The sequence below is a fragment of the Rhodococcus sp. NPDC058639 genome, from assembly GCF_042717545.1.
Taxonomy (GTDB): domain Bacteria; phylum Actinomycetota; class Actinomycetes; order Mycobacteriales; family Mycobacteriaceae; genus Rhodococcus.
The window spans coordinates 180509-204902 of the sequence record NZ_JBHXRF010000005.1; the positions used below are offsets into that span (position 1 = coordinate 180509).

The 24394-nt window shown below is 60.5% G+C and carries 21 protein-coding genes; 3 read left to right on the plus strand and 18 right to left on the minus strand.

Translation table 11 applies throughout. The features are described from left to right. Positions 1-19 precede the first annotated feature (19 nt). The 16 genes from ACFWU2_RS11590 to nhaA form a co-directional block, all read right to left on the minus strand. Complete coding sequence (locus tag ACFWU2_RS11590; RefSeq protein ID WP_378606267.1) at positions 20-988, minus strand: GDP-L-fucose synthase family protein; 969 nt, start codon at positions 986-988, stop codon at positions 20-22. A gap of 2 nt (positions 989-990) precedes the next feature. Then, complete coding sequence (gene gmd / locus ACFWU2_RS11595) at positions 991-2019, minus strand: GDP-mannose 4,6-dehydratase (RefSeq protein WP_378605595.1); 1029 nt, start codon at positions 2017-2019, stop codon at positions 991-993. A gap of 305 nt (positions 2020-2324) precedes the next feature. Continuing rightward, on the minus strand, positions 2325-3245 hold the full coding sequence (locus ACFWU2_RS11600; protein ID WP_378605598.1) for a hypothetical protein: 921 nt from the start codon (positions 3243-3245) through the stop codon (positions 2325-2327). Between the two features lie 75 nt (positions 3246-3320). After that, positions 3321-4529 (minus strand): glycosyltransferase family 4 protein, encoded by a 1209-nt coding sequence (locus ACFWU2_RS11605; protein ID WP_378605601.1) that lies wholly within the window; start codon positions 4527-4529, stop codon positions 3321-3323. A 1-nt stretch (position 4530) separates the two neighbouring features. Then, positions 4531-5190 carry an acyltransferase gene (locus tag ACFWU2_RS11610; RefSeq protein WP_378605604.1) on the minus strand — a complete coding sequence of 220 codons (660 nt, stop codon included), beginning with the start codon at positions 5188-5190 and terminating at the stop codon, positions 4531-4533. Beyond that, complete coding sequence (locus ACFWU2_RS11615) at positions 5085-5888, minus strand: WecB/TagA/CpsF family glycosyltransferase (RefSeq protein ID WP_378605607.1); 804 nt, start codon at positions 5886-5888, stop codon at positions 5085-5087. The genes ACFWU2_RS11610 and ACFWU2_RS11615 overlap by 106 nt, the downstream gene beginning before the upstream one ends. A gap of 45 nt (positions 5889-5933) precedes the next feature. Continuing rightward, entirely contained in the window at positions 5934-7373 is a 1440-nt protein-coding gene (locus tag ACFWU2_RS11620) for an oligosaccharide flippase family protein (RefSeq protein ID WP_378605610.1), read from the minus strand. A 1339-nt stretch (positions 7374-8712) separates the two neighbouring features. Then, positions 8713-9564, minus strand: a complete 852-nt coding sequence (locus tag ACFWU2_RS11625; RefSeq protein WP_378605613.1) for a glycosyltransferase family 2 protein — start codon at positions 9562-9564, stop codon at positions 8713-8715. Between the two features lie 70 nt (positions 9565-9634). Then, positions 9635-10738 carry a glycosyltransferase family 4 protein gene (locus ACFWU2_RS11630; protein WP_378605616.1) on the minus strand — a complete coding sequence of 368 codons (1104 nt, stop codon included), beginning with the start codon at positions 10736-10738 and terminating at the stop codon, positions 9635-9637. Between the two features lie 68 nt (positions 10739-10806). Further along, a complete protein-coding gene (locus ACFWU2_RS11635; protein WP_378605619.1) occupies positions 10807-11433 on the minus strand; it encodes an acyltransferase in 627 nt (208 codons plus the stop codon). Then, the gene (locus ACFWU2_RS11640) at positions 11430-12416 is read right to left on the minus strand and encodes a polysaccharide pyruvyl transferase family protein (protein WP_378605622.1); all 987 of its coding nucleotides are present in this window, start codon (positions 12414-12416) and stop codon (positions 11430-11432) included. Before ACFWU2_RS11640 ends, ACFWU2_RS11635 begins: the two co-directional genes overlap by 4 nt. Continuing rightward, positions 12413-13831: a UDP-glucose dehydrogenase family protein gene (locus ACFWU2_RS11645; RefSeq protein WP_378605625.1), complete on the minus strand. Its 1419-nt coding sequence runs from the start codon at positions 13829-13831 to the stop codon at positions 12413-12415. Before ACFWU2_RS11645 ends, ACFWU2_RS11640 begins: the two co-directional genes overlap by 4 nt. 294 nt (positions 13832-14125) lie before the next feature. Beyond that, positions 14126-15661, minus strand: coding sequence for a sugar transferase (locus tag ACFWU2_RS11650; protein ID WP_378605628.1), 1536 nt, complete (start codon positions 15659-15661; stop codon positions 14126-14128). A gap of 508 nt (positions 15662-16169) precedes the next feature. After that, positions 16170-16496 carry a hypothetical protein gene (locus ACFWU2_RS11655; protein WP_378605631.1) on the minus strand — a complete coding sequence of 109 codons (327 nt, stop codon included), beginning with the start codon at positions 16494-16496 and terminating at the stop codon, positions 16170-16172. 421 nt (positions 16497-16917) lie between these two features. Then, on the minus strand, positions 16918-17838 hold the full coding sequence (locus ACFWU2_RS11660; RefSeq protein ID WP_378605634.1) for an SDR family oxidoreductase: 921 nt from the start codon (positions 17836-17838) through the stop codon (positions 16918-16920). Between the two features lie 95 nt (positions 17839-17933). Further along, positions 17934-19787 carry a Na+/H+ antiporter NhaA gene (gene nhaA / locus ACFWU2_RS11665; protein ID WP_378605637.1) on the minus strand — a complete coding sequence of 618 codons (1854 nt, stop codon included), beginning with the start codon at positions 19785-19787 and terminating at the stop codon, positions 17934-17936. A 129-nt stretch (positions 19788-19916) separates the two neighbouring features. On the opposite strand from nhaA, the gene ACFWU2_RS11670 reads away from it, so the two are divergent. After that, entirely contained in the window at positions 19917-20822 is a 906-nt protein-coding gene (locus tag ACFWU2_RS11670) for an alpha/beta fold hydrolase (protein ID WP_378605640.1), read from the plus strand. A 30-nt stretch (positions 20823-20852) separates the two neighbouring features. Here ACFWU2_RS11670 and ACFWU2_RS11675 read toward each other — a convergent pair whose 3' ends face one another. After that, positions 20853-21401: a nuclear transport factor 2 family protein gene (locus ACFWU2_RS11675; protein WP_378605643.1), complete on the minus strand. Its 549-nt coding sequence runs from the start codon at positions 21399-21401 to the stop codon at positions 20853-20855. 20 nt (positions 21402-21421) lie between these two features. Next, positions 21422-21907: a nuclear transport factor 2 family protein gene (locus tag ACFWU2_RS11680; RefSeq protein WP_378605646.1), complete on the minus strand. Its 486-nt coding sequence runs from the start codon at positions 21905-21907 to the stop codon at positions 21422-21424. A 239-nt stretch (positions 21908-22146) separates the two neighbouring features. Between ACFWU2_RS11680 and ACFWU2_RS11685 the strand changes: the two genes are divergently transcribed. Both ACFWU2_RS11685 and bphC read left to right on the plus strand, forming a co-directional pair. Then, the gene (locus ACFWU2_RS11685) at positions 22147-23319 is read left to right on the plus strand and encodes an acyl-CoA dehydrogenase family protein (RefSeq protein WP_378605649.1); all 1173 of its coding nucleotides are present in this window, start codon (positions 22147-22149) and stop codon (positions 23317-23319) included. A 31-nt stretch (positions 23320-23350) separates the two neighbouring features. Further along, positions 23351-24262 (plus strand): biphenyl-2,3-diol 1,2-dioxygenase, encoded by a 912-nt coding sequence (gene bphC, locus ACFWU2_RS11690; RefSeq protein ID WP_378605652.1) that lies wholly within the window; start codon positions 23351-23353, stop codon positions 24260-24262. Positions 24263-24394 lie beyond the last annotated feature (132 nt).

Genomic DNA, 24394 nt, shown 5'->3' on the forward strand with positions numbered 1-24394 from the left:
AGGAACCCAAAATGACACGCTAGGTCCGGACAGAGTCGATATTCTCGCGATACCAGGCCACCGTTGAGGCAATGCCCGACCGAAGGTCAATCTTCGGCTCCCACCCGGATGCGCGAAGTTTGCTGATGTCCAATAGCTTTCGAGGCGTGCCGTCAGGCTTGCTCGTATCCCAGTCGATCTGTCCCTCGAAACCCACCTCTTCGGCGACCATCTGCGCGATCGCCCGGATCGTCTGATCCTTACCCGTGCCGACATTCACCTGAGCGGAACCGTCGTAATGTTCCAACAAGTGAAGGCATGCCGAGGCCATGTCGTCGACGTGAAGGAACTCTCGCAGTGGTGAGCCCGTCCCCCAGTTGGTCACGGTACCTATTCCATCCCTCCGGGCTTCATCGAATCGGCGAATGAGTGCCGGGAGCACGTGCGAGCCCTGGGGCGAGAAATTGTCTCCGGGCCCGTAGAGATTGGTCGGCATCGCGGAAATCCACGGGAGTCCGTACTGACGCCGCACGGCCTGCACGTGAAGGATCCCCGCAATCTTCGCGATCGCGTATGCGTCGTTCGTAGGCTCCAGATGACCGGTGAGTAGATATTCCTCTTTGATCGGCTGGGGAGCTAGCTTTGGGTAGATGCAGGACGAGCCCAGGAACAACAACCTGTGCGTGCCGTTCATGACCGCGGCGTCGAGCACGTTGACTTGGATCCGCATATTCTCCGACAAAAAATCTACGGGGTAGGTGCTATTCGCAAGGATTCCACCGACTTTGGCTGCCGCAAGCACTACATTGACCGGGCGATACTTCGCGAAGAATGAGAAGACTGCATCGCGGTTTCTCAGGTCGAGTTCTGCCGACGACCTGCCTAGAAGGTTCCGAAACCCTTCCGCCTCGAGGCGGCGCCAGATCGCTCCACCCACGAGCCCTCGGTGACCCGCAACGTAGAACGGTGCGTCTCTGTCAAGCGCGGCAGGAACGAAGCCCTCGCTCATCATCACACCGCCAACCAGTCGTCGTGGGTGGGCTTATCGATCCAAGGCCGGCCTTCGTGGGCAAGCGCCTCGATATCAGCGTCGACCATGATCCGAGCGAGCTCGGGGGTGTGGACCTTCGCCTTCCATCCGAGCAGGCGGTGCGCTTTCGAGGCGTCGCCGATGAGCGCATCGACCTCGGTAGGACGAAGGTATCTCTCATCGAACTCGACGTGCTCTTCCCAATTCAACCCGGCGTGACCGAAAGCAACCTCTAGGAAGTCCCGAACCGAATGCGCCTCTCCCGTCGCCAAAACGAAGTCGTCCGGCTCATCGACCTGAAGCATCCGCCACATGCCTTCGACGTACTCGGGCGCATAACCCCAGTCCCGTACCGCGTCGAGGTTACCCATATACAGAGTCTTCTCAACACCCGCTTTGATTCGCGCAACAGCACGCGTTATCTTCCGCGTTACGAAAGTCTCACCGCGGCGGGGCGATTCATGGTTGAAGAGGATCCCGTTGACCGCGAACATGCCGTAGGCCTCGCGGTAGTTCTTAGTCACCCAGTACGAGTAGACCTTGGCCGCGCCATAGGGCGAGCGCGGGTAGAACGGGGTCTCCTCGTTCTGGGGAGGCGGGGTCGCACCGAACATCTCAGAGCTGGAGGCCTGGTAGTACTTACAGTTGACACCCGCAAGCCGGACCGCCTCGAGGAGCCTTATCGACCCGATACCGGTGGTGTTCCCGGTGTGCTCCGGCTCATCGAAACTCACCCGTACATGAGACTGCGCTCCCAGGTTGTAGACCTCGTCTGGGTCGATTTCTGACAGCAACGTGACCAATCTGGCACCATCACTCAAGTCCCCGTAATGAAGGAAAAGCCTTGCCGTCGGGTCATGCGGGTCTACGTAGAGGTGGTCGATCCTCGCAGTGTTGAACGTTGACGATCGGCGGATCAGCCCATGGACCTCATATCCCTTTGAAAGCAAGAATTCCGCAAGGTACGAGCCGTCCTGCCCGGTAATTCCAGTAATGAGCGCCTTCTTCATAACCTCTCCTAGTGTATCGAGCGAATGCCGTGACAGTCGCGTGCTCATTCGGAAGGATCGACCGGCGTCGCGCGGCGGCCAAACGCCGTTGCGGCGGAGACCAATGCGTATTTTACGCCGCTTCGAGGCCAATCACACCTCTAATCTCCTCCGTCCTTCACAGAGATCCGCTGCAAGCGGCGCCGAAAAGCGTGATTTCGAATGACCTACTTCTGGATCCTGTCTACCCTTCAGAACTGCTTGAGTACGAATTTCGAGCAGGAATAACACCGTACAAAGTAAATCGTATCGGGCCATCTTCTGCCTCAGAGCATCGTCCAACCGAGACCACACAGCATCAGAAAATCGCCTCCATCTGAATATCCCACACCACGCGCACTAAGCGCGTTCTCAAGTGAACCCCCTGTTCGGTTCAAGTGGGTTCGTCCGGCGACTTGCTGCGGTTCGTGGCCCCAGATACTGAGCCAGCCGCCGGCCTCTCCAAGATGGGGACCGAACCGGACATAGTTGTTTCCGGATAGAAAAGCCGAAAACATGGACAAGCTGGATATGGAGCAGATCAAAAGGTCGGATTCTGCCATGTACAGGATATCTGACAAGAGCGGGAGCCTCTGAAAAGGAAACTCGGTCGCCTGAAACTCCTGGGGATAACTGTGCGATATCCCGATCCTCGGGAGAATCGGTAAAACGGCAAACTGCGCATCCGAGCCAAATCGGTTTCGCACCAGTCTCAGTGCAGAGAAGTACCATTCAATCGGGATCACCTTGTTGAACTCACCCGGACGGGGAGTACCTGCACCCCCTGAAAAGTCCCCTCCGCGAATATGTACAGAAACCGTCAGCTTCTCTGGATCAGTTCTTCCACGCAGCTTGTACATATCATCCATCACGTGTGGTGGCCTGGTTACCATTGCCCTGAGGTAGTCTCGCGCCCGACTGATGCCAAGGTATCCACCCGACATTCCTGACGCGTGCCAAACCCCGAACGGACCGCGCTGCTCGTGGACCCTGCCCCTGACTTCCTCCATCGCGTTGGCGTAATCATCGTGCCCAACGACAAGGGCCTCGTCGACAACTATTTTCGGCAGCCCTCGAAGGATCTGATAACCGGCCCAGTCAAATGCCCTGCATTGAAGTCGCGCCGGTAACCCCTCCGATTCAAGAACCACGGAGGGCACCGCATTCTTAATCCCAACTCTTGCGCGCCTATGTACGCCGTTGCCCATGTAATCACCTCGTTTCCTAGCCCGGCCCCGCGCAGACCTTGCAATACAGGAACCGAATAACCCGCGGTTTCTCGTCTAGGCAACACCCGATTTCCTCCTTCGATCGCACCTCAGCAACCAACGTCTCATCTTTCGGACCACCCCATCTCTGGGGCGTTCGGTTTCTATTGCTTCCTCCACACCGTCAGCAAACCGGGCCGCCATCACCCGGGCGTCGTACTTAGCGGACTCGGCCAAACAGTTGCGCGATAGCCCCACAATCACGCTCGGATCCGACATCACATTCAATATGGCATCCCGATACACCATCTTTTCATCTGGAGTCACGATTGCGGTTTCTCCATGCCGGAGATACTCGAATTCCGGCGCGTGATGAGGCCACTCAGTAGTGATGATCGGCCGGCCAGCAACAAGACTGTCGACTGCAATGAGGCCCACACGCCCCGGATTGAGAATCGCCGAGGCAGAAGTCAACGCTCTGGCCTTGTCTGCCCCGAATAACCCGCCCAGATAGACCAGCCAGGGCTCTCGGCGAGAAAGCTCAGTCACTGCCCTCGCCTGGGGTCCATCGCCTACAACGATGAGCCGGAAGGATCGGTCGCAGGCATGCACATCTTTTGCAACATCTAGCAGGAATGTAATTCTCTTGGAGTCATCAACACCCCCGATATAAATGAACGTATTTGATGTCAGGTCATATTTGTCCCGAAACCAAGCAGAATCCTCTTCGGTCGTTTCCGCGAGACTTCGGCGTAACTCTACAGCGTCGATAGAGTTTTGCACTACGGTAGTGTTTCCGACCGGGAAACCTCGCTTAGCAACAGCGTCCGCGCCACCAGTCGTGTAGGCGAAAAACCAATCTGCCCGTGCCGTCAGCCGGTACTTCAACCACTCTTCGAATAAGGACTTCCTAACCGTATATGTCCGTCCGTGTCCCCAAAACGCCAGTTTCCGATACAGACGCCTAGAGAAAATAAGCCGGTAGGTCTCAAGGTTGCGAATAGCTTGTTCGAGAATCAGTAGGTCCACTTCTCCCTGCCGCGTCAGCAGCCGGATTTCCTTGTAGCTAAGGTTACGCCCGCCGACGGGATAAAATCGGGTGGGGAGCCGTATCGCGGAATCGCAGATGGCCGAGTCATTCCGTTGCGCCCATTCGGGCGGGGTGTCTCCGAAATAGACATACAATTCGATGTCCCGCGCCGCCAGCTCCTCTCTGAGGCTAGTGAAGAACTTGATACGGTACTGCGGCATCCAAGGGTGCACAATTGCGACGGACTTGGCCATTTCAGACACAGCCTCCGGTCGAACTCGCGGGTGCGACCCACCGTACGCCTTGTCTTCGCAGCAACGCCCAGTGCGATGCAAACTCGCCGTCCGTGAATCTCGGTTTAATGACCCTCGCGGGGGACCCCGCCACGATCGAGTTGTCGGGCACGTCTTTGGTTACGACTGCTCCGGCTGCAATAATGCTGCTGTTTCCGATCTTCAGTCCTGAGTACACCACTGCATTGAAACCAACCCATACGTCTGACCCGATAAAGGTCGAAAGAGAAAGATGTGGGTTGTCCCCAACCCACGAAGCATGCCGAACGGTGGTGCCTACCTGCCGGTAGTCGTGGTCGTTCTTCCCCACTACGCCAGAACCGTTCGCGAACAACACCCCGTCGCCAACGGTCCCGTCGATTTGAATAGTGACATTCTTACCGACGTACACATCTCGACCGATGCTGAGCGCATTCGGCGCCCACAGAATCGATCCGGGCCCTGCGTGAAACCCCTCTCCCACCGCGACATTTGCTCGAACTGCGAGCTTTCTCAATATGAAGCGCGTAAGGTTCGTCACCGGCGTTCTCCCGATCCGAAATGCGACACTTGACTGCTGGAGGAACTCTGGAAGATGGCGCAGTAAAGGAATTTGGAGTTGCCGATGAGATATCTCCGCCATAGCCGGCGGGGCTCAGATAATAGCCTGTATAACCACTCGAAGCCCGTCTCCCTGAGCCATACGGGGGCTTCCCCCACACGGCCTGCGACGAAATCAAAGGCCGCCCCCACCCCGACACACGGGGAGCCAACTTCCGGAGCCAGCCAGGAACTCACAAAGTCCTGTTTGGGAGTGCCAAGTGCGACCCATACGATATCGGCCTCCGAATCTCGGATCTTCTCGGCGAACTCAACAAGCGATTCGTTATCGATCGCATTGAAGCCGGGGGCGAAGGTGCCTGCGCACTCCATTCCCGGATAACGCCTGCCAAGTTCCGCTACGAGCGCTTCCAAGGTGGCGTCTTGTGTCCCTAGGAAGAAATGCCGGATTTGCCTTTCACGTCCCCGGTCGATGACGCGTTCGAAAAGCGCCGGACCACGGACTGTCCTAGCAGCCGAAATCCGGCGGCGCATGAACCATACGACCGGGGTTCCGTCGGGGAAGGTAATCCCATGCGAATTAAAGACTGAACAGTACTTTTCGTCACTCGATGCGAGCGCAACACAGTAGGCGTTCGCTAGACGAACCGGGAGTCCTTCGCGGGCGCTCGCAGCAGCCAGGACCGTGTCCGTCGCGCGTCCGAGGTTCGACACCGTAAATGGAACTCTCCCAACACGGACGATATTCACACCGTCACTCCGATCATCCTGGTTCGGCATCTTCCGCCACTTTCTTTCCGGAGGTTTGCGTGTGCAACACAATCACTACTCATCGTTCCGGACTATTCCGTAACGGCGCAAAATCACCAATGGCGGAAAACTGTCGCGGAAAGACAGGACACCCAATACTGCGCATGCCGCCGATAGCGCAATTGCGGCTACTCGAATAGGGCTATCAATTGAATTGACAAGCGTCCAACTCAATAGCCCTACGTAGGCGGTCCCCGCAACGACACGCAGATAACCGGATAGCAATCTCGGAACGTCGATATAGCCCGAACGACCGCACAGCCACACATACCAGGCCTGCCGCGCAACTGCGAGCACGCCCGTCGCAATGACTGCCGGCCATACGGAGTGCCGAAGTATTGTTGCGGCCACCGCCACGATCTGGATGCCAATCATGAGCACCTGCGATGCCCATATCCACTTAAACTTCCCCAGCGCTTCGACCGCACTCCCCAAGACGGTCGTGACAACCTGCACGCCGCAGATTAGCGATAGCGCGGCGGTAAGGGACGCCGCCAGTTCCCACCCGGGACCAAAAAGGACCGGAACAAGGTACGGAAGTATTATCGAACCTACGGCACCAGCAGGAACAGTCACCCATGCCACCAATATGAGCAGGTCGGGCCATGCCCGCTTTGCGCGGTTAGTATCTCCACGATCATGCCGAAATTCGGGGTATACGACTTGCGTTATCGCGGTCTGAAGCTGGTAAAAGGGTACCGCCGTAACAACGTCACTGCGGTTCCATTGGCCCAGTGCCGCTGCTCCGACCCATCTGGAAACAGACCACTTTCCGAGGTTGTTTGCGGTATACGACAAGACGCTCGCAAGCGTCACGCCCCAACTGAAGCTGATGTCGTCTCGTGCGCGGGCCGGGGCCCCGAAACGAACAAGCTTTCTCTCAGTCATATGGGTTAACGCCAACCACAGCGTGAGCTGCGCGATGATGGGCGCAGCAATCAAGGCTACGGGGCTGCCGGTCGAGATAAGGACGACCAACCCGAACACCATTCCCACAATGTTTGTGATAAATGTGCAAACCGCAAAGTGCTTGAAGTGGCCGAGTCGACGCATAAGGCCCGAGGTTAAACCAATGTGCGGTGCCAACAGCGCCGAGATCGCGAGCCATTTGATCGGCGCGGCGGCCGAGCCATCCCCCCATATCCCGGCCCAAAATTGTGCCGTAAAAAAGAGCACCACCGCCGCGATGAACCCAAGTATCAGCGCGTAGGTCGCAAGTCCTTCTAGGCGTGACTGGTCTAGAATCTGCATTCTCGCTACGGATTGCCCTAGTCCGCCGTTGGCGACCAATGTGATGAGCCCTGATACAACCAGGGCGATAGCATACGCACCGAATCCGTCCGGGGCGATCAGCCGCGACGTCACGGCTGCGTACAAAAACTGTGCAATAGCCGTTAAAACCTGAGCGCCGTAACTCCACGCTATCCCGGTCGCAAGTGGCTTAACGCCGGTCAACTGTGGGCCTCCGCAGCACCGGGCACAGACTTGGGGTGCGAACTGCCGATACGCCGAGAACGCACATGCCGGGTACGGGGGTTCCCGTCAGCGCCATTCGGGAAGGCCCCGCACAGTGCGAAAGCGAGTAGGGGGGCCAGGTACCACTGCAAGTTGTAGGCCCAGCCGTAGATAAGGATGAGCACTACTAGCGATAGGTACGGCGCGTGACGATGTCTGGCATAGAGATGCGCGACCGACACGGTTGCCGCAGCTAGCGCGCTCATTAGTCCTAGAACACCAACACGAAGATATGTCGCGATATACCAATTGTGCGGAACGTATCCTATTCGGAGCCCATCTTCTCTATAACGCCACCACCCGGACCCGGAAGGCATACCCAGAAGCAAGGCCTGCGGCCCCGATTCGAGACTCCGCTCGACCAGAACCACCCAGTCGTAAACACGCCCCTGATATGTTGCACTGTCAGTTGCCGACCTCGCCAGCAGTTCGGGAAGCCGGCCGAGCAGTCCCAAGTGTGCGGCCTGGGAGACAGCGAGTAGTCCTGCAATCCCCAAGAGTGCAACAGTCATCCTTTTTCCAGAACCGAGCGACATAACGGCCACCACAGCCGCGCAGGCAAAAGCGATCCAAACGGATCGATGCTGCACAACCACGACTGCCACCCCGCACGCCACGCCCAGGACCAGGTGAAGTGCGTTTCCGTGCGCGTGCCAGAGGAAGAGAGCAAGTATGGCGCAGGCGGCAAGTATCAGTGCCTGGCCCGACGCGACCGGCCTCCCAGCCTCGAGGATGTCGCCTTGCACGGAGCGGACAGACGTGCTCGCCCCTCCCAACCCATATCGGAAGATGTTGATAATGGCGACCATCAACACCAAGGCTCCCGTGGCGAGAATCCAGTTTTGCAACCACCTTCTCCCGTTCGGTGAGACAGCGAGAAGACGTGCCGTCCAGAACGATATAGCCAAGATATACAGCCATGGCCGCGCCTCATTCAAGGCGCTCGCTACACCGTTGGCGACAACGCCCCGGACCACTGATAACCCGAATAACGCGACAAACAACTGAAGCGCAATTTTAAAACTGGGGGCCAGTCCACTCGCGCTTCCGGTCGGCCTCGGCATAATGATGCTTGCGAGAAACAAAACTCCACATAACACATCGGGAAGCGAAACCGAGAGGCCGTAAACAGTCCCGATAGAAGGCCACGTTGGGACCTCCCAGCTCGCGGCTATCACGATTGAAATCGCCGCAAGTCCCAGTTGCGGCCAACGTACAACTGCTGCGCTGAAAGGCACAATTAGAGCGGCGCTCGCCACGCCGAGATATAACTGCTCGTTCACCCTCGCTCACCGCCCCGGCGGTTTTTGAACTTGTATTTGAGAGATGTCACTAGCACCCGCATGTACGGGCTCATCGCAAGCAAGGGCCCGACTATCCCCCCATGGCGTATGCAGAACCGTATCCACACCCTCGGGGGTAGACCTTTGGGTCCGGCGAGCGTTTTAAATCGCTCGTTTAGCCGCAACCCCGGATCCTCCCAGCTTCCCGCAACGGGATTTCGAGAGCACAAACCCACCGGGTCAGGGTGCACAAGCACGGGAAAACCTGAGCGCCGTGCCGCGAAGCCGTAAGCAAGGTCTGCCATACCATGCACGTACCCGTGTGGGAAACCGCCGAGTTCCCTATCGATTTCGGCCGGAATCAGCACGACGTTGCCATTCAAAGTATCACATTCCATGACTTCCGAATCCGGGAGTACTGGTTCCAAAGCTAAGGGGCGCAACAATTTCGAGCGCTGCCTAAACCCAGAGTAAGTAACCTCACCAGTCACGGGATCGACAAGTGCGCCCACCGCAACTGCACGATGGCTGCCGCAATCCAGGGTATCGAGGAGCGTAGTAAGAGCGAGGCGTCCCAGAACGACATCATCGTTCAACCAGAGGATGTAGTCGTAATCGAGAGACTGCGCCTGCTCCCATGCGCTCCGCATTCCTTCAGCCCAATACTTATCGCTGGTCAGACTTATGGAAACGACATCAGGATGTGCCTCCAAAACTGCTTTAAGAGTTCCGTCGCTGCTCCCCGCGTCTGCAAGCACCACTGTCAATTCGACGTCGTCATCGGTCTCCACGGCGGCAAGCGCATTGAGGCATCGCAGGGTGACAGCTACGCGGTTGTGGGTAGTCATCAATACCGCGATATGCATGGCACTTTGACGCGCTTTGCCGCGCTTCTGTCTCGCTCTAGCGGTATGGCTTCTAGTGACGTGCATCAAGAATTCCTTCGAGCCGGGAGAGGTACCGGTCCACAACCCCTTCGAACCCGAAGCGAGTACGCATCGTATCGACGGCTCGTCGGCTGATTTCAGAATAGAATTTTTCGTCGCTTACGAGATCTACCATGGCGCGTGCCACGCTATAAGGGTCCTTGACATCAACCAATAGACCAATCGATCCGTAGGCTAGGGTGTACGCAACACCCCCTGATTTCTCGCCTCCCACCACGGGAATTCCATGAGCTTGCGCTTCAAGGATCGCCATACTGCACGCCTCCCACACGCTGGTATGTACCAGCACATCGACGTCGCGTCCCAAGTACGCGAGCAGTTCCTCGTGCGTAGTTGCGCCTATGAAGCAAACCCCGTCGCATAGATCGCGACTACTTGCCCACTCGTATGCAGCTTCTCCCGCACCGTGGCCGGTGCCGAACAAAAGAAGCTTCGAGTCAGGTAGTTTTCGGCGGGCCAACGAAAAGGCCACGATGGCAGAAGACGTGTTCTTTCGTGCATCGAATCCATTCGCAACGCACGCAAAAGTCACCGGCGGGTTCCCCACCTTTGGCCGGCCTGTGAATCCAGAAGGAATATCGATACCGTTCGGGATCAACGCCACATTCTTGCGGCGTATCCAAGACTCAGGAATCTCGGTGGACAGGCTAGGCGAAACTACGCTCAAGTTTCTTAGTCTGTGAATAGTCCTGAGACCCAAACCTGCCCGGAACCACCAGTACGGGTGTTTGTAGTTGCGAACAAGAGCACTTGGTGAGTCGTGAGCGGTTACCAGCGAGTCGTCCTGGTATGTCAATGCGGCTGAGCCAAACTCGTACAACCAATGGGCGTGAACCACGTCCGGGGCAGCCGCTTCCATGAGCGCGACGAGGTCTGCCCTTTCTGTGCGAAAAAAATCGAGCCCTCGTTCGCGGGCCGAAACTCGCCGTCGTCCGACATGTACGGTGAGCTGACCGCCACTAATGGACATCGGCTGGGAGACCGTTTCCGAACAGGTGAACACATCTACGGAATGCCCCGCTTTTAAATACCCCACTGCGAGCTTGCTTAAATACGGAAAGGAATATGTGGACATCTCGGCGCTACCTGCAGGAAGGTATCCGGAGAGTCCAGAGAGAGTTACTGGGCCGGCGAGTCCAATCCTCATTGCATCACCCTCCCGATGGGTCGGGCAGGATTTCCAGCTGCAATGGTCATCGGAGGAATATCCCGCGTCACGACACTTCGGGTACCCACAACTGCGCCGCTGCCGATGCGCACTCCCTTGAGTACGTGCGTGCCAGCTCCGATGAATACGTCGGATCCTATGCATATCCGGTCCTCAGTTCGAGCGCCCGGTAACGGTGCGTTTCGTCGCCCCGTCGCGGGTGATATTGGGTGAAAGTCGGTATCCGCAATCGTTACGTCGGCCCCGATCAGGCAGTTGTCTCCGATGGACACCGAGCTCGCCGAACAAATCACGGTTCCGCTCAAACCTACATTATGTCCAATTTCTATTGACGCGCCTGCGGCCAATGTCCGGAGTATGACAGGTTTCGCTATGCCGAGCGCGGTGTATTCAGACCTGCTACATAGGACAGCACGGTCGCGAATTATTATGACGCTGGAGGAATGCACCGTCACAATCGGTCGGCCGATTATCTGGACGTGTAAACCTACGTTAACACCCTTGTTGATCAGGTGACGCTGCCACAAAGACTGTCCGACAAGCCTACCTGTCTTGCCAAGCGCCTTTGCGATGAGATCCGCCGATTTCCCGTAATTATTCATCGGCTAGTTTCACACTCATTCCCGGCGTGCACTGGAGGACTCGTCGCAAGTAGTTTCTCGAAGCACTTGGTCCATTTGGTGATATCCGCATGGTTTATGGAGATTCTTGTGTTCTGTTCGCATAACTGCGCGAACCGCTCTTCGAACGCTGTGATGCCAGCCTCTCGCTGAACGACCGGGAACCCCGTATCTCGACCAATCTCGACGGCGCGATTGTCGACCGCGACCACAAGACTTGGCCTTCCAAGTTGCGCGGCCCGAATACCTGCGTGTAGCCGCGTGCCTATATAGTCCCGGTCGACAAGAGCATTGTCGAGCGATTCGATGCCACGGGGAAGAAGGTGCGCATTGCGGGGGAGATTCATTTTTTGTACATTTTTTTGGTCATCAGATCCCTGAGGCCATATGTGGACCATCTCATATTTAGCACAAAGCCTTGAAATCAGCTCCGGGTCGTGGTTTCTATCCGGATTATACGAAGTGAACGTGAAGACACACTCGGAGGAATACCCAATTGGACCCATAACCTCAGGCAGCCCCCAAGTGGTCGGGCACCCTGTGTTCAGGGAATCGATTCCTATGCGCTTGAGCTTAGAATTGGTGTATTCGTCCCGGGCCGAAACCGGCAGGTCAGGATGAAGAAGGCTGTTCAAAAGGGAAGTGTTTAGCTGGTCAGGATCGGGCTGATACTGTCTCCAGCCCACTCCTAAGAACACGACTTTCTTGCTGATCGCCTTCAGCGTCATAGTCGACAGTTTCCACTGCCGGTCAGGTCGCATTTGAGATGAAAGGATATTGGTCCCGGTGACGACTAGCGCGTCCGACTGCGCAGCGATCCTCCGTTCGGTCCACTTCAAGTGACGGTGCGTCGGCAACCGTGGGCCGCGGCGGAACGATGGGAAGCGGTTGAGGATTGCGTCGACAATAATCGTGTCTCCATCATTATCGGAGCCGTAGGATGTATCGAGCAGGCCGACCTTCACTGTTTCCCTTCCGAGGTGTTGAAAAAACTTCGCGCTACTGCAAACTTGTCGGGCTCGAATGGATCATGTTGGCGTCGCCCGCTCTCGCAATTCCGCCCGATCCCTCGGTACTGCCACCCCGCCCGCATCCATTCCCCTGGGTCAAGGCAATTACGACCGTCGAGCACGGTCCTCGACCTGACAACTGGGTGCAGGCTCGCCGGGTCAAGCTCCTGGAATTCGGTCCATTCGGTCAGAATCAATAGCAAGTCCGCGCCACGACATGCATCAAGCGCAGTGGCGGCATAGTCGAGGGTCGGAAATAGTTTGCGGGAATTCTCGATTGCTTTGGGGTCGTAAACTGTGACCGAGGCGCCCTGTAATTGAACCTGGCCCGCGATATTCAGCGCCGGCGAATCCCGGACATCGTCGGAGTCCGGCTTGAATGCCGCACCCAAAACCGCGACGCGAGTCCCGAGTAGCGAGCCCCCGACCATATCACGTGCAAGTTCGACGACCCGCGTGCGACGACGCATGTTTATATTGTCGACTTCACGAAGGAAGGTAAGCGCTTGATCGGCACCCAATTCGCCAGCTCGAGCCATAAATGCCCGGATGTCCTTCGGCAGGCATCCCCCTCCAAATCCGATGCCAGCGTTGAGAAACAGACGGCCGATGCGCGTGTCGTATCCAATTGCGTCTGCAAGCACTGTTACGTCCGCGTCTGCTGCCTCACACACCTCGGCCATCGCATTGATGAAAGATATCTTCGTCGCCAGGAAAGAATTTGCTGCAGTTTTTACGAGCTCTGCCGTCGCGAGATCGGTCACCAAAAAAGGAATTCCTTCTTGCAGAAGTTGAGAATAGATAACGCGCACAACTTCCTCCGCTCGTCGCGACCTCGTGCGGTCGATGCCCAAGACCAGCCTGTCGGGATGCAGGGTGTCGTGTACTGCGTACCCCTCACGCAGAAACTCTGGGTTCCAGGCCACTTCCACGCCCTCGCCGGCGGGGGCCAGCGCCCTCGCTCGCTCTCCAATGCGCTTGGCAGTACCGACCGGCACTGTCGACTTTCCCAGGATCACGGTCGGGCGGCACAATTTGGGGGCGAGCCCGTCGATCACCGCGTCAATGTATTGGAGATCTGCCGCGTACTCGCCCTTTTTCTGAGGCGTCCCTACCCCGATAAAATGTATGTCGGCAAACTCGGCAGCTTCTGCATAAGACGACGTGAACCGGAGACGACCATTCGCCAAGTTTCTACGGAGTACCTCTTCGAGTTCCGGTTCGTAGAACGGCACCTCGCCGGCTTCGAGCTTGGCCAACTTCGCGGGGTCAATATCAACTCCCAGAACCTCGTGCCCCAACTCCGCCATACACGCCGCGTGAGTTGCACCCAGGTACCCGGTTCCAAAAACAGTCATCTGACTCGCCATGAAACTCTCCGGCCTGTTGTCTCTCGTCAACGATCGTTTGGTTCTTCACGTTCGAAACAGACATGCTCAGATCCCCTAGCCCCAAGACCGGCGTTTTCCTGCACGTTCAGCGCCGCACCTGACTGTGCCGCTGGCTGTCTCGCCTCGCACTTACGTCGGCAGGCGCGGTCCCACATCACCGCTCGCGGCGATGTTCTAGACGGCGTTGTCGACGTAAGTCGCCCAAGACAGGCTCGGGACATCGTCTGTGGGCCGTGGATTGCTTTCATACCGGTACCCTGGAAGTGCATCTCATTAGTACGCGCCTTCACTAACCAGCACGGCCTTGACCGTCTTACCGATAATCAGCACATCACTCACCATCGACCAATTTTCGACGTATGAGAGGTCCAGTCGCACTGCCTCATCCCATGACAGGTCCGACCGGCCGCTAACCTGCCACAGCCCCGTCAAACCGGGCCGCACCAACAGGCGCCGCCGGACCCGGCCGTCGTAACCTTCCACCTCACGACGCAACGGTGGGCGAGGCCCGACGACGCTCATCTCACCCCGCACCACGTTGATGAACTGGGGCAATTCGTCGATACTGAAGCGGCGGAGGATCCGTCCCACGCGGGTCACCCTCGGATCTTCGCGCATTTTGAACAGAAGGCCGGCGCCTTCGTTCTGGGCCAGCAACGTGTCGACCTGCGTGTCGGCGTCGGTCACCATAGAGCGGAACTTGACCATCCCGAAGGGTTTTCCATCCAACCCGATGCGCTCGGCACGGTAGAACACAGGTCCCTTGTCGTCGAGCCTGATCGCCAGCGCCACCAGCGCGAACACGGGAGTCAGCACGGTTAATGCGGCGAACGAGAAAGCGAGGTCGAACAAGCGCTTCCCGCTGCGCTTCGCGCCGTGGTACCGGGGCTTTTCCACGTGGATCAACGGCAGGCCGGCCACCGGACGCATTTCGAGTCGGGGTCCGGCGACATCCACTACGCCGGTTGCGACGACGAGATCCGCATCGAGCGGTTCTAACTTCCACACGAGGTCTTGAATGCCCTCGTGCCCGAGGGTTTCCGTCGCCGTCACCGCTACGGTGTCGGCACCGGAGATGCGCAGAGCCTCGACCACCGAGGACTCGTCCCCGTAGATGGGGATCCTGCGGTTGCCGACATCGATATCTTCGCCCGCAATACCCGAATACCGGGGGACGCACACGCCGACGACCTGGTACCCGTCGGTCTTCTTACGCTCGAACGTCTGCGCCATGTGCCGCACGGCCTGGGCTCCCCCGACCACGAGGACCGGGGTGCTGAACTTTCCCGCGCGGCGCTTGCGTGAAATCAGCTTGCGCCAAAGCCATCTACTGACCAGTAACGTCATCAACCCTGCCGGCAACGCGATCGCAAGGTATCCGCGGGCGAGTTCCATCCGGAACACGAGTGCGACGATGGCCACGAGGCCGAACAACCGGAGGGTGCTGGCGATCACGCGCTGGTATTCGTCGTAGCCTGAACCGATCACGCGTCGCGACCGTGTGCGGAATGCGGCAAGAAATCCGATCCAGACCGCGGCCAGCGCGAGCGAAACCAGGGAGTAGTTGAGCGCGTGCGCCGTGTCCATCGTGAACAGGCTGTCCTGTCCGAAACGCACCACGTGTGCCAACACCACGGCGAGAACAACGATCGCGGCGTCGGTCCAGAACAGCCAGCGGACGTACGCCCGTTGCCAGTTCCACCGCGTCGCCGGCGATTCTTCACGTCGATCGCTAAGCACATTCTTGCCGTGCGCCCCCCGACGGTCGAGAGTCGCTGTAGGACGCCGTTTTTCGGGTACCGCGGTCATCGTGCCCTCGTCCTCATGTGTCTCCTCCCCGAGACAGCGTCATCCCACTCGCGTCCGAGTCGCCATTGGCTAGGAACGAGCTGGGCAAACCTCCCCGAATGCCCTCGCGATGCCCGAGAAGTCTCTAATGCCCTCGCGATGCCCGAGAAGTCTCTGCCGGGCGCGCTATCGCTGCCGCAACTATAACGGCACTTACAACTCGCAGCACCCCGAGGAAGGCCAAATTTGCCCCTAAATTTCGCCCATTCTTCACCAAAGCCCCGTATCGCGCCCGTTTACGGTTAACTGGGTGTAACGCCTCGAACATGCACGGGCGCAACGGACCTCCGCGTCGTGTCCCCCCGGGCGAATTTACGAACTTCGGAGCACCCGTTGAAACTATTTACACCGTCCCAGTAATACGACATTCGGGCGTAATCGGACTTTGCCATATACCATCACGGGTTATTTTGTACGACTATTTGCGCGGCCGCATGAGGGACGAACAGCGTCGCGCCCCACCACCGCACTACTCGATGGGGACGAGTGGGTGCGCGGGCACGTATACCGACTGGTACTCCGGAGCGTGACGCACCTGGTTGGACACCGCAGCGCCGATAGCGACACCGAAAGCGGTCAGGAGGACGATCAGGCCCCCGATGAACCAGAGACTCGGTGTCTTCTTTGCGACTACGGCCGTGCGACGACGCCTGCGCACACGGACGAGCTGCGAGGCGCCGGCCTGTCCGGCTCGGTGAGCAGGGAGTCCGGCCGGTCGAGGCGGAGCGGCATCCGGTAGAACGCGTGGGATCGGGGTGGTGTCGGTCGAATCGTCGACTGCGTAATAGTTCGTCATCCGGGACCTCATTCGGTGTGGGTAACTGCACCGAGGATCGCGGCATCCGGATGGTCCGTTACCGACGAATCGCCTTGTTCGCCCGTCTGTAATCCGAACGGTTGAACCTGACCAAGGTATGCCCCTGAGGAGTAACGGGAATCGTGGGTCAGAGGATAGACGGTGTGTCGCAAGTGAATACGCAGAACATCTGCGGAGCGGCCAGTCTCGGGGAGGAGACTCGGATGGAGCCGGGGCGTCGGTCGAGGCTGTTCAGGCCTCACGACGGCGGTCTTGGTTGTCGGTGACGCCCGGGGCGGTGCGCCACATGACACGGACCTCCGACCGTCCACGCGGCACACGCCTACCACGTCGTAGGCGTGTGTCCGCGGGTCGTGCAGGCGCAGCGAGTGACCATCGACGGTGCAGGCGCACGGAGTGACTACGGGGACGGCATCCCACCGTTGACGTGGATCGTCGATCCCACCACGTAGCTCGATTCCGGCGACGCCAGGAACACATACGCCGGCGCCAGTTCCGTGGGCTGCCCCGCACGCCCCAGGGGTGTGTTCTGCCCGAACTCGGGAAGTTCCTCTTTCGGCTGCCCATCGGAAGGTTGCAGCGGTGTCCAGATCGGACCCGGCGCGACAGCGTTGACGCGGATACCCTTGCCGGCGAGCTGGTTCGCCAGACCCTTCGTGAAGTTGTTGATCGCCGCCTTGGTGGAGGCATAATCCACCAGCGTCGGCGACGGCATGTAGGCGACGATCGACGTGGTGTTGATGATGGTGCTCCCTGCTTCCAGATGCGCCAGCGCGGCGCGAGTGGTCCGGAACATCGCGAGGATGTTCGTTTCGAACGTCTCCTCGAGTTGCTCGTCGGGCAGCTCTTCGAGACTGGTCGTCGCGATCTGCTTGCCCGCGTTGTTGACGAGGATGTCGAGCCCGCCGAGATGTTCGGCTGCATCGTCCACCACACTGCGGCAGAAGCGGGCGTCCGTCAGGTCGCCACCCAGCGTCACCGCCTTCCGGCCGCTCTCCGAGATGATGCGGGCGACGTTCTCCGCATCGGATTTTTCCTCGGGCAGATGTGAGATCGCGACATCGGCTCCCTCGCGGGCGAACGCGATCGCCACAGCCGCACCGATTCCGGAATCACCGCCGGTCACGAGGGCTTTGCGACCCTGCAGGCGACCGGTGCCGCGGTACGAGAACTCACCGATGTCCGCTCGTGGCTCGAGGTCGGATTCGTGCCCCGGTTCCGGCTGGTGCTGCTCTGGAGGCGTGATCGACGGATAGCGAGTCACGGGGTCCTGGAAGCGGAGTTGATCGGTCCGCGTTGTGTGGGCGTCCTCTTCAGCCATCAGTACCTTCCTGAGCTATCCGGATGCTGGTCCGCATGTCGGCTTCCCTCTGCATGCGCACCCAAACCTCGCGCGCGTGCAGAGTCCGGTAAGGGTCAGACTTCGCGCGCTTCTTCGAGTCTGCTGATCAAGGTCGCCGCGTCGAACGGCCCGGTGTGCAAGGGAAGACCCGTGCCGGTGGCTCCGAGGTAGAACGTGGGTGTCCCGGACAGGTTGCTGGTCGCGGCGTCGAGATCGTCGTCGTCGACTCGGTGCCGGTAGCGTTCCAACCGCAGATCCTCGTCGAAGCGGTCCATGTCGAGGCCCAGTCGCTCGGCGTAGTCGTAGATCTCCTCTTCCGACAGTGCGTCGCTGTGGGCGAAGAGGACGTCGTGCATCTCCCAGAACTTGCCCTGCGCCGCGGCCGCCTCGGAGGCCTCGGCCGCGAAACGCGCGTGGGGATGCACCGCATCGAGCGGGAAGTGCCGGAAGACGTACCGGAGGTCGTCACCGAAGTGTTTGCGCACGTCCTGGATGCCCCCGGTGGCCCGGGTGCAGAACGGGCACTCGAAATCGCCGTATTCCACGAGCGTGAGCGGTGCGTTCTCCGGTCCCCTCACGTGATCTCGGCTCGGATCGACCGGACGTAACAGCACGAGTCCGGGGACCCCGTCGGTGGGGCGGCGGCGGTCCGCCAACCGGAACAGCGCCCAGCCCAATCCGGTCGCGAACACGGCTGCGACGAGTACACCGAGGCGCGCATCGTTGGCCGCCTCCGGCGATTCGAACGCCAGGTCCACGATGAACAGGGAGATGGTGAATCCGATGCCCGCAAGTGCTGCACCACCGCTGACCTGAGACAGAGTCAGGCCCGGCGGCAGGCTCCCGGGTCGCAGACGGGAGAACACTGCGGTCGCAGCGGTGATCCCGACCAGTTTGCCCACCACAAGACCGAGGACGACACCCCACGTGATCGGTGAGACGAGCGCGTCGCCGATCGTCTCACCGGTGATCACCACACCGGCGTTCGCGAGAGCGAAGATCGGCACCACGAGAAAGGCGGTATACGGCTGATAGAACCGGAGCAACCGCTCGTTGACGGACACCGCGCGGAGAACACCGAGTTGCGCCGCGCGCGCGTAGTCGGGATTGGGTGATTGACGGAACGCCCGCGTGAGCTGACCCGCCCGTTCCACCTCGGCGCGGCGCGGCGGGTAGATGGGAAGGATCAACGCGATCAGCACACCGGCAAGAGTGGGATGCACGCCCGACTCGTAGAAGGCCACCCACGTTGCGGCCGCAACCAAGAAGTAGGCGACGCCACGCCACACTTCGAGTCGGCGGAACTGCATGATCAACAGCAAACCCACGAAGCCGAGCAGCAGGTACCCGAGCCTCAGTTGCTCGGTGTAGAAGAACGCGATGATCGCGAGCGCGCCGATGTCGTCGGCCACCGCGAGCGCCAGGATGAACACCCGCAAGCGGGCCGGGCACCGTGGTCCGACGAGCGCGATCGCGCCCAGCACGAACGCCGTGTCGGTGGAGACCACCACACCCCACGCACCCGCAGCCTCCCCGCTGGGGTTGAGCAACAGGTAGAGCACAGCAGGCAGCGCGAGACCGGCAACGGCGGCTACCAGGGGAACAGCGGCGCGTGTGCGGTCGGTGAGTTCTCCGATCGTGAGTTCGCGTTTCACTTCCAGTCCGACGACGAAGAAGAACAACGTCATCAGGCCGTCGTTCACCCAGTTCTTCAAGTCGAGGGTGATGCCGTAGTCCCCGATCCGGATGCTCAGTGGGGTCTGCCAGAACGACTCGTAGGAATCCCCCAGGTTCGCCCAGACGAGCGCCACGACCGTGGCGGTGAGCAGGAATCCCGCCGCCAGCGTGTCGTCATCGGTGCCGTCACGAATGGCGGCAAGCAGCCTGGACACCCGGCGGAGATTCGTGGGATTCTCGTCGACCGTCATGTGCCCTCACTTCGAAGTCCGTTCCGAGTCTCCTCCGGAACACTCCAACGTCCCCTCGAAAGCGTAAAGACGACGGCGCGACATGGCAGGGTACGAAACAGACACCGGTAGCGAGCGATGAGGATGCCCATGACCGACCGGACCGAGCGCGCAACAGTCGGCGACCTCGAATTGGCCTACGAGACGTTCGGCGACGCAGACGCCCCTCCCCTTGTGCTCATCATGGGTCTCGCCACCCAGATGCTCGCGTGGGACGACGAATTCTGCGGACTGCTGGCCGGCCACGGTTTCCACGTGATCCGCTTCGACAACCGCGACATCGGATTGTCGAGTCACCTCGACGAGGCCGGAGTTCCCGATCTGGGTGCGCTGCTGGGTGGACAGAGCACGCCTGCACCGCCGTACACGCTGGTGGACATGGCCGAGGACACGGCGGGGTTGCTCGACGCGCTCGGTGTCGAATCCGCGCACATCGTCGGTGCGTCGATGGGGGGCATGATCGCCCAGCAACTCGCGATCGATCACCCCGGCCGAGTGCGGAGCCTGACGTCGATCATGTCCACTCCGTCACGGGAGGTGGGGCGGACGCGACCGGAGGCGACAGCGGCGCTGTTCCTTCCGCAGCCGACCGACCCGGACAGCGCCGCCGAACGCTCCCTTCAGCTGTACCGGGTGATCGGTTCGCCCGGATACCCGCTCGACGAGTCGCGTGTCGCCGACCTCGGGCGGCGCTCGTTCCTCCGGAGCCACGACGCCGCCGGTGTGGCGCGCCAGTTCGCCGCGATCGTGGTCTCCCCCGACCGCACTCCGGGACTACGCAACCTGACGATCCCGACCTTGGTGATCCACGGCGAAGACGATCCGCTCGTCGAGGTGGACGGCGGAATCGCGACTGCCGACGCCGTCCCGGGAGCCCGCCTGGTGGTGGTTCCGGGCATGGGCCACAACCTGCCCCCGCAATTGTGGCCACAACTCACCGGCGAAATCGTCGGCCATGCGCGGGCGGCAGAGAAGGGCTCCGCTACTCGCGCGTGACGACGGTGCGCCACGGGTGTGCCGAAATACTCAGAGCGGCTTCAGGAACGAGAAGAATCCCGGTGTGTGCACCTGACGGAGACGAGTGAGCTTGCGGTACGAGATCAGCCATACGCCATCAACTTTGGTATAACGCTCGTGGTAGTGACCCCACCCGTGCAGTGATTCCTCGGTGCCGGCGTTGTCCCACCACAACCGGTCTTCCATCGCCCAGATACCGCGGGCGGTGGTGTCGGATTCCAGCACGATCTCGGGGCAGTGCCCGTGATGCGCCGAGGTCACCGGCACCGGGCCGTCGAGCAGGTTGCTGATGGCACGCGTCAGTGCCGCACGCCCCACCACACGGCCCGATTCACCGTCGGTGCTGGGGCGTTTGTCGCCGGGCAGGCCCTGCCACGTTTCGCTGACGACGTCCTCGGTGTGCAGGGTGGGGTAGTACTCCCACTGCTTGTTGTCCATCACTCGGAGTCGGGCGGCGAAGACCCGCTCGATTTCCCGGATGGCGAGAAGTTGCTCTGCGGCACCGAGGGTGAGGGCCGCTGATTTCGATGCGGGGTCCCGTGATTCGTTCTGCGACACGACATGTCCTCCGGTCGGTGTCAGCGGGATGCTCGCGCGAGCAACTCGCGCGCTGCGGCGCTACCGTCGAGCAGCCGGGCGGTGCGGCGCGTGATCTTCCAGGTTCCGTCGATGCGTGCCAGCTCGAAGCGGTTGGCGGTGACGCGCCAGACGCGGAAGGAATCGGCGTCCAGGTTGCGGCGCAACAACAGTGAATGGCAGGTCGCGACGGCCGTGTCGCCCTCGACCCGGATGTGGACGGGATCGAGAAGGTGGCCGCAGCCCTCGTTGATGTAGTCCTGGTGGGGACGGGTGCGGACCATCTCGGTGATCGCGTCGCGGCCCTCCATCACCCGGATGTCGATGTCGTAGACAGCATCCTCGGCCCACAATTCGCCGACGGCGTCGGCGTCACCGGCGTCCACGGCCGGCCCGTACGCCGACAGCACCTCCTGGATCGCTGCCTTGTCTTCGAGTGCCTGGACACGCTCGAGCAGGGAAGCCACCAGAGCTGCGGTGTCGGTCATCTTGCTCCTTCGGAAGGTGCGGGCACGGACGGCCGGTGCGTTGCCCTCGTTGTACCGCGCCCCCGCAGGTCCCGCAGTTGCTGTCCCGTTCAACGGAAACATCGATGCGGGTGGGTGTGGTCCCTGCCACTGTTCGGGGTAGCGCATCGGCACACTGTGTGCGCCGGTCCCCACCCCCTCATCGGGACACCACCCCACCGCTCGGCTCCCACAAGCCGATACCCAGGAAGAGTCACGCCATGGGCCACGTTTTGGACAGAATCATGCAGCACGCGGACGAGATCCGCACCGAAGGCGTCGAGGGCGACAAGCTCATGCGCCTCACCGACACGACCGCGAAGCACCTGCGCGAGTCCGGCATCATCCGCACGTTCCAGCCCAAGGAGTACGGCGGATTCGAGGGCCATCCCCGTGAGGCCGCCGAGACCGTGATGGCGCTCGGTGCGCTCGACGGCGCGACGGGCTGGGTCGCCGGCATCGTGGGTGTCCACCCGTGGGAGCTCGCGTTCTTCGACCCCAAAGCACAGGAAGAGATCTGGGGCGCGGACAACGACATGTGGATGGCATCGCCGTATGCGCCCATGGGTGTCGCGGTGCCGGTCGACGGCGGTTACATCCTCAACGGGCGCTGGGCATTCTCGTCCGGCACGGATCACTGCGGATGGATCATGATCGGAGCGGCAGTCGGAGACAAGGACGGCAACCGAACCGACAAGGTTCTGCACGTCGTGCTCCCCCGCTCCGATTACGAGATCGACCAGGACAGCTGGAACGTCATCGGCCTGCGCGGCACGGGTTCGAAGGACCTGATCATCAAGGACGCCTTCATCCCCGAGCACCGCACCCTCGACGCCGAGATCGTGCTCAGCGGCAACGGCTGGCGTCACGCCGGGCGCGACGAGACGCTGTACAAGTTCCCGTTCTCCTACATCTTCCCGCTGGGCATCACGTCGGCGCTGATCGGCATGACCGAAGGCGCACTCGCCTGCTACATCGCAGCCCAGAAGGAGCGAGTGCAGGTCACGGGCGTCCCGATCAAGGAAGACCCCTACATTCTCTTCGCGATCAGCGAGGCCGCGTCGGAGATCTCCGCATCGCGACTGGCTCTGCTCGAGACCGTCGACCGCTTCTGGGACAAGACGGACCGCGGTGAGGAGATCAGTTTCGAGGAGCGGGCCATCGGCCGGCGCACCCAGATCTCGGCGGCGTGGCGTGCAGTGCGTGCGATGGACGAGGTCTTCGCCCGCGCCGGCGGTGCGGCCGTTCACCTGAAGACGCCGATGCAGCGCTTCTGGCGCGACGCGCACGTCGGCTTGACTCACGCCATTCACGTGCCCGGCATGATCTACCACTCTGCCGCCCTCACGCAGCTCGGCGGCGAGCCGCAGGGCGCATACCGCGCAATGATCTGATCCACCTACTACTTTCGAGGAACAAACTGACATGACAGAGTTACGGGGTCTCGGTTACCTCAGGATTCAGACACAGGACGTGCCGCGCTGGCGCGAACTGCTGCTCGACGGCCTCGGCATGGCCGAGGGTTCCGGTCCCGAGCAGGACGGGTTCTACGCGCGCGTCGACGAGCGTCGCTCCCGCATCCAGGTGCTGCCCGGCGATTCGGACAAGGCACTGGCCGTGGGCTGGGAAGTACGTGACGAGTTCGCACTCGAGCGTGTGCGTGAAGCGGTCGAGAAGTCGGGCCGGACGGTGGAGGTGCTCTCCCACAAGGAGGCCACCTACATCGATGCGGAAGGTGCCATCGCGTTCGAGGATCCGTCCGGCACGCGCCTCGAGGTGTTCTTCGGCCCGGTTCTCGACCACAGCCCCGTGGTCACCCGATTCGCGGGACGCTGGGTCACCGGACGCCAGGGCCTCGGTCACGTGGTGCTGCCGTCGGCGAACTTCGACGAGACGTACGAGTTCTACACGCAGGTACTCGGATTCCTGCCGCGTGGTTCGATCCGTCTCGACGAGGACGGCCTCGCCCGCGTGCGCTTCCTCGGCATCAACGAGCGCCACCACAGCCTCGCGTTGTGCCCGGCGCCGCCGAACGAAGAGCCCGGACTCGTGCACCTGATGACCGAGGTCGACACCCTCGACGCAGTGGGTCAGGCCCTCGATCGCGTCAACCGCATGGACTTCTCGATCTCCTCGACGCTGGGCCGCCACACCAACGACAAGATGATCTCGTTCTACGTCCGTGCACCGGGCGGATGGGATCTCGAGTTCGGTACCGAGGGCATGCTGGTCGACGAACGGTTCTACACGTCCGAGGAGATCACCGCCGACGCGTACTGGGGCCACGATCAGACGGGCTCCGAGCCGTTGAAGGCATTCGCCCCGCCCGCCGGATAACGCGGGTCACCCTAGCCCGCAAGCACACTCACAGAAGCGGGGGGGGCGGGCGCGGGGGGGGGGGGTGGGGGCTGCTCTAAAAGGGTAGTATGGGGTAAAGAGACACGATGAGAATAATAAACAAACAAAACA

Bases quoted from the DNA above. Each gene is read 5' to 3' on its own strand.
- ACFWU2_RS11590 (WP_378606267.1), bottom strand. From the start codon at position 988: ATGAGCGAGGGCTTCGTTCCTGCCGCGCTTGACAGAGACGCACCGTTC.
- gmd (WP_378605595.1), bottom strand. From the start codon at position 2,019: ATGAAGAAGGCGCTCATTACTGGAATTACCGGGCAGGACGGCTCGTAC.
- ACFWU2_RS11600 (WP_378605598.1), bottom strand. From the start codon at position 3,245: ATGGGCAACGGCGTACATAGGCGCGCAAGAGTTGGGATTAAGAATGCG.
- ACFWU2_RS11605 (WP_378605601.1), bottom strand. From the start codon at position 4,529: ATGGCCAAGTCCGTCGCAATTGTGCACCCTTGGATGCCGCAGTACCGT.
- ACFWU2_RS11610 (WP_378605604.1), bottom strand. From the start codon at position 5,190: ATGGCGGAGATATCTCATCGGCAACTCCAAATTCCTTTACTGCGCCAT.
- ACFWU2_RS11615 (WP_378605607.1), bottom strand. From the start codon at position 5,888: ATGCCGAACCAGGATGATCGGAGTGACGGTGTGAATATCGTCCGTGTT.
- ACFWU2_RS11625 (WP_378605613.1), bottom strand. From the start codon at position 9,564: ATGACTACCCACAACCGCGTAGCTGTCACCCTGCGATGCCTCAATGCG.
- ACFWU2_RS11630 (WP_378605616.1), bottom strand. From the start codon at position 10,738: ATGTCCACATATTCCTTTCCGTATTTAAGCAAGCTCGCAGTGGGGTAT.
- ACFWU2_RS11635 (WP_378605619.1), bottom strand. From the start codon at position 11,433: ATGAATAATTACGGGAAATCGGCGGATCTCATCGCAAAGGCGCTTGGC.
- ACFWU2_RS11645 (WP_378605625.1), bottom strand. From the start codon at position 13,831: ATGGCGAGTCAGATGACTGTTTTTGGAACCGGGTACCTGGGTGCAACT.
- ACFWU2_RS11650 (WP_378605628.1), bottom strand. From the start codon at position 15,661: ATGACCGCGGTACCCGAAAAACGGCGTCCTACAGCGACTCTCGACCGT.
- ACFWU2_RS11655 (WP_378605631.1), bottom strand. From the start codon at position 16,496: ATGACGAACTATTACGCAGTCGACGATTCGACCGACACCACCCCGATC.
- ACFWU2_RS11660 (WP_378605634.1), bottom strand. From the start codon at position 17,838: ATGGCTGAAGAGGACGCCCACACAACGCGGACCGATCAACTCCGCTTC.
- nhaA (WP_378605637.1), bottom strand. From the start codon at position 19,787: ATGACGGTCGACGAGAATCCCACGAATCTCCGCCGGGTGTCCAGGCTG.
- ACFWU2_RS11670 (WP_378605640.1), top strand. From the start codon at position 19,917: ATGACCGACCGGACCGAGCGCGCAACAGTCGGCGACCTCGAATTGGCC.
- ACFWU2_RS11680 (WP_378605646.1), bottom strand. From the start codon at position 21,907: ATGACCGACACCGCAGCTCTGGTGGCTTCCCTGCTCGAGCGTGTCCAG.
- ACFWU2_RS11685 (WP_378605649.1), top strand. From the start codon at position 22,147: ATGGGCCACGTTTTGGACAGAATCATGCAGCACGCGGACGAGATCCGC.
- bphC (WP_378605652.1), top strand. From the start codon at position 23,351: ATGACAGAGTTACGGGGTCTCGGTTACCTCAGGATTCAGACACAGGAC.